The sequence below is a fragment of the Oscillospiraceae bacterium genome (assembly GCA_015065085.1).
Classification (GTDB): Bacteria; Bacillota; Clostridia; order Oscillospirales; family SIG627; genus SIG627.
In genome coordinates, this window is sequence record SVQW01000001.1 from 364,120 (window position 1) to 379,563 (window position 15,444).

The window sequence follows — 15,444 nt, forward strand, 5'->3', positions numbered from 1 at the left end:
CGAAAAAGCGTATAATTCATTAAATCCATTTTAAAAAACTTTTTTGGAGGAAAAAACATGTTGAAAAGCAAAAGAATCGCAGCGTTTCTTGCTTTGGTTGTTTGTGTAATGTGCTTCTTTAACACATTTGCATTCGCTACTGAAGAGGTGACCGATGAACTTCCCGGTTACGCTGTTTACGCTGTTGAAAACCTCGAAGCAAGTCTCGAAGATGATCTCGGCACATTGGCACAGACATATGTTGATAATTACGATTCTGCGGTCACCAATGACCCTGACGTAGAAACAAACTACAAGCAGGCTGTTGAACAGATTCGTGAGGATGTAACACCTGTTTACGCCACTATATGGTCTATTCTTCCCCCTGTTATTGCAATCGTTCTTGCGCTAATAACAAAAGAAGTTTATTCTTCACTCTTCGTTGGTATTCTTTCCGGCGGTCTTATGTATGCAATGTTCAATCTTGAAGGAACTTTCATGCACGTTCTTAACAATGGCTTCGTTGCGAGTCTTGCCGATTCTTACAATGTAGGCATACTTATATTCTTGGTTCTTCTCGGTACACTTGTTGCCATGATGAACAAAGCGGGCGGTTCTGCCGCGTTCGGCAGATGGGCAAAGACTCACATCAAAACAAGACTTGGCGCTCAGTTAGCCACTATCGCACTCGGATGTCTGATTTTTGTTGATGACTATTTTAACTGTCTTACAGTTGGTAGTGTTATGCGCCCCGTTGCAGATTCCAAGAAGGTTTCCCGCGCTAAGCTCGCATATCTCATTGATGCCACCGCAGCTCCCATTTGTATAATTGCTCCCATTTCTTCCTGGGCTGCAGCTGTTTCCGGCTTCGCACCCGAGGGACAGGGACTCCAACTGTTTATAAGCGCTATACCTTTCAACTTCTACGCAATTCTTACGATTATCATGATGATTATACTTGCTGTTTGCAAGTTTGATTTTGGCCCGATGCGTACACATGAAAAGAACGCGGAGGAAAAGGGTGACCTGTTCACTACGCTCAATGAAAAGGTTGAAGAAGCTGAAGCAATGGCCGATGGCAATGCTAGAGGAAAGGTAATTGACCTTATCATTCCTGTTGCGGTTCTTATCATCTGCTGCATGATAGGTATGATTTATTCCGGCGGATTTTTCGATGTTGCAAACACCGAATGCTATCACAACATAATTACTTCTTTCTCAAGCTGTGATGCTTCTGTTGGTCTTGCACTTGGTTCGCTTGTTGCTATTATACTTAATGTTATTTACTTTGTTGCTATTCGTCTCAGAGTTGTTAAATTTACCGAATGTATGGGATGTCTTCCCGAAGGCTTCAAGGCAATGGTGCCCGCTATTCTCATTCTTACTTTTGCTTGGACTCTTAAGGGTATGACTGACAGCCTTGGCGCGAAGGTGTTCATTGCCGAACTTGTTAGAAGCTCCGCAGGCGCACTTATCAACTTCCTGCCCGCTATTATATTCCTTATAGCTGTTGGACTTTCTTTCTCCACCGGTACTTCTTGGGGAACATTCGGTATCCTCATTCCCATTGTTATCGCTGCACTGGGGGATATTACCAATCCTACAACTGTTGTTGCAATATCTGCTTGTATGGCAGGTGCTGTTTGCGGCGACCATTGCTCTCCCATTTCTGACACCACTATTATGGCTTCCGCCGGTGCGCAGTGTGACCACGTAAACCACGTTTCCACACAGCTCCCTTACGCTCTTACCGTTGCAGCTGTTTCCTTTGTTTCTTACATAATCGCAGGTTTTGTTCCCAATGCACTTATCGTTCTTCCTATCGCAATTATACTTATGATTGCAACACTCTTTGCTATCAAGGGACTGACCTCAAAAAAGGCTGACTAATCTGTATTATAACGACAACGTGAAAATCCCCTCGGCAAAAATTGCTGAGGGGATTTCTTTTTATAGGGTTTACATTCCGAATTTCGCATCAGTAAATTTTGCTTCTTTTTCCTCAGAAGGAGAGTGACCGAAGAATCTCACATAACTTCTGTAGAAAGATGCATAGTCGCCAAAACCGAATTTTCCGTATACTTCCATAGGCTTTTCGCCGTTCGAAAGTGCATTCTTTGCGGAATGCAAGCGTTTGGCGGTAATATACTTTTTGGGGCTTGTTTTAAGCTGCGTTTTGAAAATCTCATAAAGGTAGCTATCGGTTATGTACAGTGCGTTGCTTACATCGCTTACCGTTTCGATGTTGTAAAGATTTTCGTTAATAAACTCTATTGCCCGTGAAAGTGTTGAACTTACAAAATTGGGCTGAGTTCCTGCCGTCCCATCGTATATACTAAGGTTGAAAAATAACTCCTTTATGAGTAACTTCAAGACCTGTTTGCAATCTTTCGGCGGTAAAACTTGTACGTAGTAGTCTGCTTTTTTAAAAATATCGGTTATAATATTGTGGTGAGTACAGTTAATCACGGTTATATTGCGATACACTTTTTGTATATCTATGTCACTGTAGAATTCTGAAGTGCAGATCACGTTATAACGTTCATACGGCGAATTGTCATAAAACCTCAGGTGGTGATAAGTAGCCGGAGGAACGAGTACGAGGTCAAGCTCTGAAAGTGGATATTCTCTGTCTTCAATTACGTGACAACCGTTTGCACGCTTTATAAATAAAATTTCGGTATTGTCGTGTGTATGAAAACAGAAGTCGTTGTTGTTCGGAGAAGGTATATAAGAATGATTGAATTTAAAGTTTTCATCCATTATGCTGAAATGTGAAGTGTGTTGACTCATAAATCTTCCGCCTATAATGTAATAATACACTAATTATAACACATGAGTTGAGTTTTTGCAATGTTTTTTGTAGTTTTTGTGTTGTCATTTATAGTCTTGAATGTTATACTATGTGCGTAAAATCAATTATTTAAGGAGAGACCTATGAAAAAACTTAATGTTGCCATTATCGGTCAGGGCAGAAGCGGCAGAAGTATTCACGGCAAATATTTCAAGTCAGAGCTCAACGACCATTACGTTGTCAAGTACGTGGTTGATGCAAATGAAAAAAGACGTGAAATTGCCAAAAATGAGTACGATGGTTGCACTGTCTTTGAAAACTATGAGAGCCTTTATGATATCAAAGACATCGACCTTGTGGTAAACTCCTCTTATTCAGATATGCATTATTCTATTACCAAGGATCTGCTTCAGCACGGTAAAAACGTACTGGTGGAAAAGCCTATGGCGCGTAACAGATATGAATGCGATGACCTTATTAAGACGGCTAAGGAAAATAATGTTATGCTTTGTGTTTTCCAGCAGACCATGCTTGCACCTTTCTACACACATGCAAAGTCTGTGATAGACAGCGGTGTAATAGGTGAACCTCAGATCGTTAACATTCATTACAGCGGATTTTCCCGTCGTTGGGATTGGCAGACTCTCCAGAAGAGAATGGGCGGTAACGTATATAATACAGGTCCTCATCCTCTCGGCCTTGCTATGGACTTCCTTGATTTCGGTGACGACATTCAGGTTGTTTATTCCAAGCTCTCACGTGCGATGACCAGTGGCGATGCGGAAGATATAGCAAAGATTATTCTTACCGCTCCCGGAAAACCTGTTGTTGATATAGAAATTAACTCTTCCGATGCTTACAGCGACTATAATCTCAAAGTAATAGGCACTAAGGGTACGCTTAAAACCACAACTCAGAAATACAAGTATAAGTACATAGTTGAAGGTGAAAACCCTGAAAGACCCGTTATTGAAGAATTTATTCATGACGAAGAGTACAATCCTATTTATTGTTCAGAAAAGCTTAACTTCCATGAAGAAGAAGGCGAAGTTGTGGGCACAGCATTCGACGTCGCGGTAAACGGTGTATATCAAAACATCTATGCGCATCTGACCCAGGGGGCAGAACTTGTTCTCAAGCCTGAAATGTTCGCTAAGCTTATCGGAATAATTGAAACTGTTCATGCCCAGAACCCTCTGTCAATTGAGTATTAATAGGTGAAGTTATGATAAGAGTAGGTATTTTAGGTTCGGATAATTCTCACGCACTTGCTTTTTCAAAATTATGTAACATTCCGAATGACGACGGAAGTTATAATTTTGATGATATAAGAATAACTGCTATATACGGCAAAGATGATGACCCCGCACACACAAAAGAAGTTGCTGAGCAGGGTAAAATAGAGTTTATCGCCAATCAATTGGAGGATTTCTTCGGTAAAGTTGATGCGGTGATGGTAGTCTACCGACGCGGTTCGTACCATGTAGCGGATATTTTACCGTTTGTGGCTGCCGGAATGCCGGTCTGGATAGATAAGCCTATCGCTGCAAGCATTGAGGATGTCAAAATGCTTAAGGCTGCGTGTGAGCGGCACAATACGCTTATTACGGGCGGTTCAACCGTGAAGTACTGCTATGATGTACTTACAGCAGTTAACCGTACTAACTCCGGATTTTTTGGTAATGTTCTTGGTGGTAATCTTAATTTTCCCGGTGACACAGAAAGCATTTATGACGGCATATTTTTCTATGCTTCTCATGCTGTGGAAATTATGCTTACGGTTTTCGGCTATGATATAAAGAGTGTTATAGCTTCAAAAACATTAAGTAACCGTATTTCTGTGATTGCAAAATATGACAGTTTCCAGGTTACGCTTAATTTTGTGCCTTCACCTGATTACATGCTTACTGTTTACGGCGATAAAAAGAGCTTCAATGTCACTTTGGACATTTCAACCATCTACAAGCTTGGGTTCGAAAAGTTTGCAGAAATGCTGAAAACAGGAAAAAAACCTCTTTCTTTCGAAAAGATGGTTAAACCCGTTTATGTTATTGATGCGATTGATAAGTCGTTAAAGCTGAATAAAGAAGTGACTGTGGAATAATAAAAAGCGAGACGGATTCCGTCTCGCTTTTTATTATAATTGCTCGGAATATATTGAAAAAAATATTGTATTGTGTTATAATTAATTAACATAGTTAATTAACCTGAGAATGCATAGGTTTAGAATGAATGTTGGCAAAAGCAAACAAAATCAGGCGAGATAAAATAGAAAAGTTGCACAAGACAAAGTCGAGCTTGGTGGATTGAAAAAAGTGTTTAAATATGAGTATGCTTAACTTTTAAATTTTATATAGAATTTCAAAACACATTTTGAGTGAAATCAAAATGTGTTTTTTTGTTTGCGGAAAGGAGGAATGAAGAGAATGAAAAAATGTTGCAAAATAAAATTGGAAGTAATTTTAATAATGAGGGTGATGAAATGAAAACTGGAATTGACAATGAAATGAATTTAAAATGTAAATGTGAAAATGGAAAGGAAATGGAGGATAATAAAATGACAAAATTAGGTTTATATGAATCAAGAACATTCGGTAGAATTTCGTACGGTTTTGTAAGAGATGACAAAGGCATAGTATACATCAAAGAAGATGAAGCGGAAATAATTAGGTGGATGTATAAGATGTGCATTCAAGGCTTGAGTTTATTGCAAATTCAAGCAGAATTAATCAGAATGGGAATCAATTCTCCTACCGGTAAAGAAGAATGGTCTGTTGTGACAATTAGTAAAACCATAGATAACAAGAATAATTGCTACATAGTGTCTGATGAAGACTATCGTATTGCAATTAAGGAGAAAATGTTTAGAGCAAGGAACGACAGAAGAAGGTGGTAATAGGTTGAGTTGAAGATTTAGTATATAATTATTTCGTAAATAAGAAAGGAGTAATTATATATGAGCAAATCAGCAATTCAAAACCAGCTTCAATATGTTATTGCGAATGAACAATATTTAAAACCATTATTAAATTCAGGAAAGATTAGCATTGAGGTATACAATGAAGTGTTAGAAAATCTGTATAATGAATGCGAACTCTGGAAATTTGGTAAGATAAAAAATCCCAGAGTAGAATTTAATAAAAAGAAACGAGAAACTAAACAAACTATTGCGAAGCAGAATCCCGGGTACATTTCATTGACAGAATTATCAAAAGGTTGTAGAGATAATCAAGCCGGATACATAATTCACAGTTGGTTAAGGGATGAAAATACAGTTAGGTTTCTTGCTCTTTGGGAGAAAAAGCACAACGAGAATTTTGTTGATTTAATTCTGGGTAAAAGAATGACTCTTACACCGAAGATTTGGATTGACAGAACTAAAGCTATTGGTATTGTATCAAGGCAAGGTAGGGGTGGTGGCACCTATGCACACAAGGAAATTGCAATGCATTTCATGTGTTGGATTTCTGCTGAAATGATGCTAAAAATGATAGAGAAATATATGGAGGTTATTAGTGATGAAGAAAGTAATTGAAATACCTGCCACAATATTTCCTAAAATCAAAGATGATAAAGCAAAGCTTAATGTCGCAGCATATTGCAGAGTAAGTACAGAAAAAGAAGAACAAGAAAATAGTCTTGAAATTCAAACAACACATTACAAAAATGAAATTGAAGGAAATCCAAATTGGACTTTGGTAGATGTATTTGTTGATTTTGGTGTGAGTGGTTTAAATGATACAAAGAGAACAGAATTTATGCGAATGATTGAAATGTGTGAAAAAGGCAAAATTGATTTGATTCTTACAAAATCAATTTCGAGATTTGCACGGAATCAACTAGATTGTTTGAGTTACATAAGAAAATTAAAACTTAAGAATATTGGAATCAGATTTGATAAAGAGGGAATAAACACTCTTGATCCATCAAGTGAAATTTTTCTATCCTGGTTCAGTGCTTTTGCTCAGGCAGAAAGTGAATCACTTAGCATGAATATTACAAGAGGAAAGAGAATGGGATACAAGGAAGGTAAATTCCCATTTCCATTTTCGTTGTATGCTTATAAAAGAGGAGAGAATGGACAACCTGAAATCATTCCGGAAGAAGCTACAATAGTTCGTAAAATATTTTATTTGTACCTTGAGGGGAATTCAATAAATGATATAATAGAATGGCTTGAAGAAAATGAGATAGAATCTCCAAAGGGTAATAAGAGGTGGAGTTCCAATTCGGTAAGTGGAATTCTCAAAAATGAAAAGTATAAAGGTGATGCACTATTACAGAAAACATATACAGTTGATTACTTAACTAAAACTGTTGCAAGGAATAGAGGTGAAGTTGCTCAGTATTATGTTGAGAACAGTCATGAGCGAATTGTATCCAGAGAAATGTTTGATATGGTTCAGGATGAAATAAAACGAAGAAGAAACTATTCAGGATGTAAGTCAATTTCATTTTCCTCTAATTATGCTTTAACCGGAATTGTATTTTGTGGAGAATGCGGTGCGAGATATAGAAGAGTGACTTGGAGCAAAAGAGGGAAGAAGACCATTGTTTGGAGATGTATAGAGAGACTTGAAAATGGAACACAAAATTGCAAGAATTCTCCGTCAATTCCCGAAGATAAATTGAAACAAGCGATTCTGTCAGGTTTATCTCAAATAGTACCGGATGTTGCTAATGCAACTGAAATGATTATGAGCGAAATTGGAACTGTAGTAAATAAGAATGATGATCAGAATGAATATACTATTAAATCAAAAATCAAGAAACTTGAAAAGGAAATTCAAGTATTAAATCAAATCGTGAATGAAGCAGAAGATAATCAAGTTTATCTGGATAAAATTAAAGTGCATGAAAATGAGCTTATGGAATTGAACTTAAAGTTTAAAGAATCTTCGAAAGGTGAAATGAATGACATTGAAGCTTTTATAAATGAGAATGAAATGAACATGCTTGAATATTTTGATGCAGTAGTAAGGAATACAGTTGAATCAGTTATGGTGATTTCACCAAATAGAATTAAAATCAAATATGTAGGTGAAATTGAAATAACAAAATCAATTTAAACACTATGTTGCAGGATGCTAAAATATATACTTTATATTTCTCCCTATTGCCAATTGCAATATTTGGCGAATTATGGTATAATATTTAAAAAGTTGAAAAGCGGGTTTGAGGATGAATAGTATCACAACAATGTTTAAAGACACTTTATTAAAAGTTTTGCAAGATAATATTGAAAGTGCTGGAACAGAAGAAGAACAGAAAAAGATATTGGACAAATTTGATAAATTAAATATAGAGGAACTCTTTAAAGATTTTCTTAATGATATATCCGGAGAAACTTTCGTAAACATAAAAAATGCCATGTATGAAGATGTGATGTATTTCAGAACGTCAGAGCAGGAATTTTTGGCAAGGCAAGAACAAAAGTGGTGTAGTGCTTTTGTTGCTTCTGAAGCAATGTATATTATGACTCTCAATGCAGCTGAAGATTATTCAGAATATGTTTCTAATTTGGACAAAAATGAAGTAGAGGAAAAGATATGGACACACACTGTCTTATGTCATATTCACGGCAGAACTTTGCAGGAATTCCTTGAAATTATTACACTTATGAAAAACGGATTTGCTGATTGTGCATATGCAAGATGGAGATCAATGTACGAGTTAACTATAATTGCATCTTTTATTTTAGAACAAGGAGAGAAAGTAGCCAAGGCTTTTTATGAATCGGCGGATAGTGAAGATAGATATGATTGGGCAAAAACAAGCGAAGTGTTCAAAAACTATAAAAAACATATAACTTTTAATGATATTCAAAGAAAATGTGATTTGAATTCTGAAGTTTGGCAACAGCAATATAACTTAGCAAATAAAGTTGTACATGCTTCTGCACAAGGAACATTTAAAAGATTAGGAAATATGGGAGTTCAAGATGTTATACCTGTAGGAAGAAGCGATTATGGTATAACGACAGCGGCAGAACACTCAGCAATATCGCTATCTCAAATGTCTGCAATGTATTTTTCTGTATTTCCTGATGCTGATATTCTTCTTAGAATGAAAAATATAAGTGATTGGGTGAACGTGGTTAGAGAGGAATATTTTAAGACTCATGATGAAGTTTTTCCTGATGACGAACCATTATGGGATGAAAGTATTTTAACTGATGTTGAAAAATAATAAAGTGTTTTTGAAATTTGATTAAGGAGAAATTTATGGATTCAACCCAAATGAAAATTTTTTATTCTTGGCAATCTGATTTGCCGAATTCCAACAATAGAAATTTAATTCAAGGAAGCATAGACAAAACAGTAAAGAAATTTAGTAACATAATTAAAATTGAGGCCGATAGAGACACAAAAAGTAAATTAGGCTCCCCGGACATTACAAAAACTATTTTTGAAAAAATAGATGAAAGCGATTTGTTTATAGCGGATATCACAATGATAAATAAATCTAAATATAAATTCTTGAGAGATAAAAAAAGAGCAACTCCAAACCCAAATGTACTTATTGAATTAGGATATGCAGCGAAAACTTTGGGATGGGAAAGAATAATATGTGTGTATAATACTGATTATTCACCTTTGGATTCGCTTCCGTTTGATTTGAGACAGCATAGAATAACTAGTTATTCTATAAAAAAGGATGGAAAATCTAAATCAAAAGATATCATAGTTGAGATTTTATCAGAAACAATAAATAAATTAGCAGAGTGCGGAAACTTGATTAGAGCTAAGAATGGCAAATCGCATCATAAAATTGTTGGATATAATTTTAATGAAAATAAAATCGAGGATAAAGTTTATTTGTATCATCCGGTGGATTTTTGCAATATAAAATCAGAATTAATTGATGCAAGCAAAGAATTGGTTAAAAATATTAGTAAAATTAGATTTGATTATACACAAAAAGATGTAGACATAGAAGAGAAACTAGAAAAGTCTGTATCGTTGCCTCAACTTTTTGGTAAATACAACTTGGTTAAAATTGATGATAAAACAAAAGCAGAAACATCCGAACAGGTAAAGACGCTGTTGGGAATAGATTTGGACGATGAGTTCTTTTTTATGGGAAAATTGAAAAGAAAATATGATGTTCTAAATAGATGTGATTATTCTGGAGAAGAATTGGAAATTCATAAACATGAATTGTATATGGAATTAGAAAGCACACTTTTAAAAATCGAAGTTTTTGATGAGTATATAAAAACTTTTGACAATATGTCTTTTGTACCATTGGCAATAACCAATGATTCATCAGAAGTTGATAAGGATATAAATATCGAGATTGTGGTTGAGGGAGAAAAATTTGAGCTTATAACCCCAACTCAAAAAATTATTTCGGAAAATTTGATAGGTAGCGAAGGTGCTATTTGCGAATATGGTTTTATACCGGAATTGTTTGGACTTCCGGAAGATTTTAGTGTTAAATATGATAGTGACGAGATTGAGGTTGCGGTTCCAGCTATAGACACACGTCCTAAAATTGGACTTTGGGGAGATTTAAGCGAGTATGATGAAGAAGATTATGAAAATGAATTAAAAGCTTTTGTGGCTACTCCAAACAGTAGAAATTCTTATATTTTTAAAATTAGTTCGTTGCAGCCACAAGAAACAAAGTGGCTTGGTGGTGTTCTTCTGTTAACCACCGAAAATACGGATATAAAAATTAGTTATTCAATTAGGTCAAATCATTCGGATGGATCTTTGGTAGGAAAAATGAATTGAAATTGATAACTTGAGTGTACTTATTCTATAAGGAAAGAGAGAGGTTAACATGACTGATATATTACTATTTATAGCATTCGCAATAAGTATTGTTTATTGTTGTGATATACCTGCTGTTTGCAATATGAATTTTTTAGTACATGATAACACCTTGATTTATAACATATGCCTTAGCATAATAGGTGCTTACATTATTTATATAATTCAAACATTACCTTCCTTTATTAAAAGAAAAGTAAAATATAATAAATATATTCATCTAAAGTTAGCAGAAGTAGAAACATATATGAATGATACGATTTATATTTTAGCGAGAGAACGATGTAGTGATGATTATGAAAAAACAAAGAGAAAAATTGAAAACAATATTCACAAGATAGATATTTTCACTGATGGTTCATTTGTTGTAAGAAATAAAAAAGAAATTGTTATTATAGATGCTTTGCTGGAGAATGAACAAAAGATACATAACGAGATTTTAGAACTGATATCATTAAATGTTTTAGGGAAGCAAACGATTGATATCTTGCTTGAAATAGAACAACTTCAATTAAGAACCTTTGTGGAGCAATATGCGATAAATAAACCAGGAGTATATGTCACAAGAAAGCAAAATGAATTTGGACAACCACAAGGTGTGTTAATATATAATGATGATGTGATAAATAGAGAATTAATAAATATAATGGGGAAGTACATTGAAGTATATAAATGCATTGTCAATTATCGAAACTCTTTGACAAGTGGATTAAGAGGGATAATTAACGAATTAAGATTGTAAAAGGCTAATTAGAGTATCTCATGCTAAAAACATTGGCATCTAATTTGTATATTAATTCTGTAAAAATTAATAAGGATTAATTCTAATTATCTAAGCCACTATGTGAAAAAAATTGAAAGTAAAGGATGGGCACAATGGATAAAGATATTTCTATTAATAAAATTATTAAAGAAATGGAATCGATGCCATTTAGTGAAATTATGGATTTAATATTGAATTCTTTGTGTATCTCCTGCGAGGATGATATAGATAAAAATCTTGATTTGGATGAACGTGGATTTATAGAACAAGGTTTGATAGATGAATCAACAAAAATATTGTTGTATTTAGCGTGTAAATGTGCAACTAAAAAAGCAATAGAGGCACATGCGAACAAAAAACACTTTTTCTTTCATAAGTCTCTATATTTTGATGAAAATACTGATTATATCAACACTTATGCAACACTTTTTCCTGGAAGATTCGTCTTATATACACCAGATATATATCTTAATGGTAAATTGTCAATTGAAAAATCTAAAAAAACATTGGGAATAAATATTGCTTCAGGAACTAGTTTGATAAGATATTATATTAGACATAAAGAGTTATTAAAAAATGAGGATTTTTTTATATTTCCTCAATCTGTCTTTGATATGTCTAAATCCTCTAAATATGTTAGTGTTCCTAATCTTGCTAAGCAAAAAAACAAATGTTTTCTTGATATGATAGGAAATAAGTTAGAGATAATACCAAAGACAAACCATCTTAATTTAATACTGGAGCTTCCCTGGCTAAAAAATGCTCGTATAGAAGACTTTATTGAGTTGCGTGAAAAATACAAAACAGAATATGAACTTTTTTTGATACAAACAGATAAATTGATGTTGGCATCAAAAGATGGTAAGGGGATAGAGGTTCTTTTGGCAAAGGAATATAATGAGGCTGCACTGGAAATACGTAATACAATGGTAAAACAGAAAGCTTTATTAAAAAATAAAGGATTAGATGTGGCATTAGGTGCGGTATGTACAATTGTTCCGGTTGCTTTAGAACAGGTAGGATTTGATTATTTTGATCCTAAAGTTTTAAGTTCGGTAGTAGGTGGAACGACCATTTATAATGGAATAAAACAGTTTTTCGAAATTAGTAATATGACGAAAGAGAATCCGTATTGGATATTATATCAATGGGAACAAAAGTCAAATAGATTACTATAAGCTATTAATTGCATTGATAAAAAACAGTGGCATCTAAATCGTTCACTGATTCTATAATGAGTTCAAGTGAAACTTGAACTCAGCAATGTAAATTCCTTACGGAATTTGCGATATATACTGCGTATGCGATATGTGTCTGTAGAACAGGAATATGAATTTATATCATATTACAATGAATATAATTAAAACAAAAAGGGAGACGAGTTGTATGAATGTTAAGGATTGTATGTATAGCGAAAATGAGTTTGGTATGAATTATAAGGTTTTCTATCCTGACGCATACGAAGAGTTACCATTAATTGTATATCTTCATGGTGCCGGTGAGCGAGGTGAAAATATATCTCATTTATACCGCCATGGAATACCTAAATTAATTGCTGAAGGTAAAGAATTTAATGCAATTATATTATGTCCTCAGTGTCCTAAGCAGTATGTGTGGGATAATGTTGTAGAGAAAACAAAAAGAATTATTGACCTTGTGTCAGATGAATATGAAATCAAAAAAGACCGCATATGCATAACAGGTTCCAGCATGGGTGGCTTTGGAACTTGGATGATGGCAAAAACATATCCTTCATTTTTTGCAGGAGCTGCACCTGTTGCAGGCGGTGGAATGGTTTGGAGAACACAAAAACTGAAAACAACACCTGTTCTTGCAGTGCATGGAGTTGACGATGATGTAGTACCTATTTTTTATTCTCAGATCATGGTAGACGGTGTTAATTGTAGAGGCGGATGCGCAGAACTTATAAGTTTGGATGGATATGGACACAATGACGGCATTGATTTTGCATACAGAAATACCAAAGTAATTGATTGGTTGATAGAAAGAAGAAGAGAAAATTTTGAATATGTCCCTGAGGTTTGTGAGGATATTTTTTAATACGAGTCATCTAATAAAACTAAGGAGAAAATATTTGCAAAATGAATGTAATATTTAATGAAGAGTTTTTTACAATGCGTGATAATGTTCGCTTGTATACATTGATTGCGATGAGGCTTCGTATATCAAATTGCCGTTGAAATAATTTGAACTCAATTAACAGGCATCCAAGGTTATGTCATTTTTATAAAATGTAGTCTAATGTAATTGTAAAAATAATCCAGTGGTGTAAAATGCAGTATATTGTTTTGGATATGGAATGGAATCAGGCTCAGACTCCTGATAAAGTCATAAAAAAACCGATTCATCTTGTGGGGGAAATAGTGCAGATTGGTGCGGTCAAGCTTAATGCTGATTTTGAAATGACCGATTCCTTTGTTATTATCATCAACCCGGTCTACTACCGCAGAATGAATTACAGGATAGCAAAATTAACCGGCATAAGTAATTCTGATTTGCGGTCGGGTTATTCGTTTGAAAAGGCGATAGAAGAATTTAAAAAGTGGTGCGGAAGCGAATACTCGATTGTCACTTGGGGCAGAGATGATATACCGATGCTTCGCGATAATTTGCGGCTTCACAATCTTTCGGAAGATTGGATTCCAAAGTGCTACGATGCTCAGCCGATTTTCGACAATCAGATCACTAAAGAAAACAGACAATACTCTCTTACATACGCCGTTGAGAGGGTAGGCGAGTTACCCAGAAAAGAGCACGATGCACTCAATGATGCCATGAATACGGCGATTGTATGTTCGTATCTTGATATGCATAAAGCTATCGCGGAACACGAAATAATGAAAAGTATTCCAAAAGCCAAGACAGAGATCAATGCTTCAAATATACTTGAAAAAAGTTTCACTTCCAGAAAGAATGCTTTTTGTGCCCCTGAATGTTGCGTACTTAAGTGCGAAAACTGTGGCAATTCCATAAAGTGCGTCGATTGGGCACTTCAAAGTGGTAATAAATACATAGCCATGGCGGAATGCTCATGCGGAAACGGTTACTTTGTCCGTTTGAATTTCAGAAGAAACGAAGATTCCTCTCTGCGTGTCGGTAAAATGATTTACAAGCTCGATGATAATTATCGTGAATATTACAGTAAAGTGCATGCGAAGAATAAATACAGTAAACAACGCAAATTCCGAAAGCGCGGATAACTGAATTTAAAAAGCCGCCTGTATCTCAAGCGGCTTAATTAATTATTCAAGTTCGTCGGGTGTATCAGGCTTTGAATACTTAGCCGGAGTCACACCGTATTTCTTTTTGAAGATGGAGATGAAGTAAGAACAATCAGAAAAGCCGGATGCCATGCAAGCGCCTGTAACAGTTTCACCTTCGTCCAACAGCTTACGTGCATAGGCGAGCTTTTTTGAGCGCAGATATTCTCGCGGAGTTGTGTGAAGATACTTTTTGAACCATCTGCTGAGTGTAGTTGTGCTTACATATGTATTATCTACAATTTCACTTATATATTCTATTTGAGTGTATTTTTCATTTATGTAGTCCAGCACTTTCTGCATTTCACTGGGGATTTTTACAAATTTTGCCGATTCGTAACATTCGGTACCCTTTTTCTGAGCGAGTATAACGTTAAGTACATTGAAAAAGCAGGTTGCTTTTGCAACCTCATTGTCGATGGTCTCCGCCTCCTGCAGGCAACCGAGGTTTCCAAAAATACAGTTTATGTCCATTTCTCCCAACGAGTAAACAGGCACAAAATCATCTCTTTCAACAAATTTTTGAAGTTGCGGAAAATTGCATTTGAACCACATGCAAAAGCTTTCATGAACACATGGTGAGTTGACAATACACATGTGCAGATCATAGGGACGCACAAAAACCATATCTCCGTTTTTAATTTTGTACAGAGTATCATTTATAAAATATGAAATATCTCCGGATGTGTTTATGTATACTTCATAGCAATTATGCATGTGAAGTTCGTCCGTATTTGCTTCGGGTGTACTGTGTGTATTGATACGTGAGGTCTTATACTTTATATTTGATTGGGTTATTGAAAGTTTTGAAAGCTGAGGTTTCTGCATAGGCGTGCCTCCGTGTTTTTT

Annotated in this window: 14 protein-coding genes; 12 read left to right on the forward strand and 2 right to left on the reverse strand. The window is 35.2% G+C overall.

The genetic code is table 11. From position 1 onward, the window contains the following. Positions 1-108: 108 nt before the first annotated feature. Positions 109-1,869: a Na+/H+ antiporter NhaC family protein gene (locus E7588_01660; GenBank protein ID MBE6687964.1), complete on the forward strand. Its 1,761-nt coding sequence runs from the start codon at positions 109-111 to the stop codon at positions 1,867-1,869. Between the two features lie 69 nt (positions 1,870-1,938). Here the strand turns inward: E7588_01660 and E7588_01665 are convergent, their stop codons facing one another. After that, the gene (locus E7588_01665; GenBank protein MBE6687965.1) at positions 1,939-2,772 is read right to left on the reverse strand and encodes an AraC family transcriptional regulator; all 834 of its coding nucleotides are present in this window, start codon (positions 2,770-2,772) and stop codon (positions 1,939-1,941) included. 144 nt (positions 2,773-2,916) lie between these two features. On the opposite strand from E7588_01665, the gene E7588_01670 reads away from it, so the two are divergent. The 11 genes from E7588_01670 (at position 2,917) to E7588_01720 (ending at position 14,535) form a co-directional block, all read left to right on the forward strand. Continuing rightward, positions 2,917-3,987: a Gfo/Idh/MocA family oxidoreductase gene (locus tag E7588_01670; GenBank protein MBE6687966.1), complete on the forward strand. Its 1,071-nt coding sequence runs from the start codon at positions 2,917-2,919 to the stop codon at positions 3,985-3,987. An 11-nt stretch (positions 3,988-3,998) separates the two neighbouring features. Further along, complete coding sequence (locus E7588_01675; protein ID MBE6687967.1) at positions 3,999-4,877, forward strand: Gfo/Idh/MocA family oxidoreductase; 879 nt, start codon at positions 3,999-4,001, stop codon at positions 4,875-4,877. A gap of 330 nt (positions 4,878-5,207) precedes the next feature. Then, positions 5,208-5,669 carry a hypothetical protein gene (locus tag E7588_01680; protein ID MBE6687968.1) on the forward strand — a complete coding sequence of 154 codons (462 nt, stop codon included), beginning with the start codon at positions 5,208-5,210 and terminating at the stop codon, positions 5,667-5,669. Between the two features lie 60 nt (positions 5,670-5,729). Continuing rightward, positions 5,730-6,308, forward strand: coding sequence for a KilA-N domain-containing protein (locus E7588_01685; protein MBE6687969.1), 579 nt, complete (start codon positions 5,730-5,732; stop codon positions 6,306-6,308). Then, complete coding sequence (locus tag E7588_01690) at positions 6,292-7,842, forward strand: recombinase family protein (GenBank protein ID MBE6687970.1); 1,551 nt, start codon at positions 6,292-6,294, stop codon at positions 7,840-7,842. Before E7588_01685 ends, E7588_01690 begins: the two co-directional genes overlap by 17 nt. A 112-nt stretch (positions 7,843-7,954) precedes the next feature. After that, positions 7,955-8,962, forward strand: coding sequence for a hypothetical protein (locus tag E7588_01695; protein MBE6687971.1), 1,008 nt, complete (start codon positions 7,955-7,957; stop codon positions 8,960-8,962). A gap of 35 nt (positions 8,963-8,997) precedes the next feature. Next, complete coding sequence (locus E7588_01700) at positions 8,998-10,512, forward strand: hypothetical protein (protein ID MBE6687972.1); 1,515 nt, start codon at positions 8,998-9,000, stop codon at positions 10,510-10,512. Positions 10,513-10,561: 49 nt separating this feature from the next. After that, a complete protein-coding gene (locus E7588_01705) occupies positions 10,562-11,293 on the forward strand; it encodes a hypothetical protein (protein ID MBE6687973.1) in 732 nt (243 codons plus the stop codon). Positions 11,294-11,427: 134 nt separating this feature from the next. After that, positions 11,428-12,492 (forward strand): hypothetical protein, encoded by a 1,065-nt coding sequence (locus E7588_01710; GenBank protein ID MBE6687974.1) that lies wholly within the window; start codon positions 11,428-11,430, stop codon positions 12,490-12,492. Positions 12,493-12,643: 151 nt separating this feature from the next. Continuing rightward, positions 12,644-13,375 (forward strand): hypothetical protein, encoded by a 732-nt coding sequence (locus tag E7588_01715; protein MBE6687975.1) that lies wholly within the window; start codon positions 12,644-12,646, stop codon positions 13,373-13,375. Positions 13,376-13,608: 233 nt separating this feature from the next. Next, positions 13,609-14,535, forward strand: a complete 927-nt coding sequence (locus E7588_01720; GenBank protein MBE6687976.1) for an exonuclease domain-containing protein — start codon at positions 13,609-13,611, stop codon at positions 14,533-14,535. 42 nt (positions 14,536-14,577) lie between these two features. Here the strand turns inward: E7588_01720 and E7588_01725 are convergent, their stop codons facing one another. Next, the gene (locus E7588_01725) at positions 14,578-15,423 is read right to left on the reverse strand and encodes a helix-turn-helix domain-containing protein (GenBank protein MBE6687977.1); all 846 of its coding nucleotides are present in this window, start codon (positions 15,421-15,423) and stop codon (positions 14,578-14,580) included. Positions 15,424-15,444: the final 21 nt, after the last annotated feature.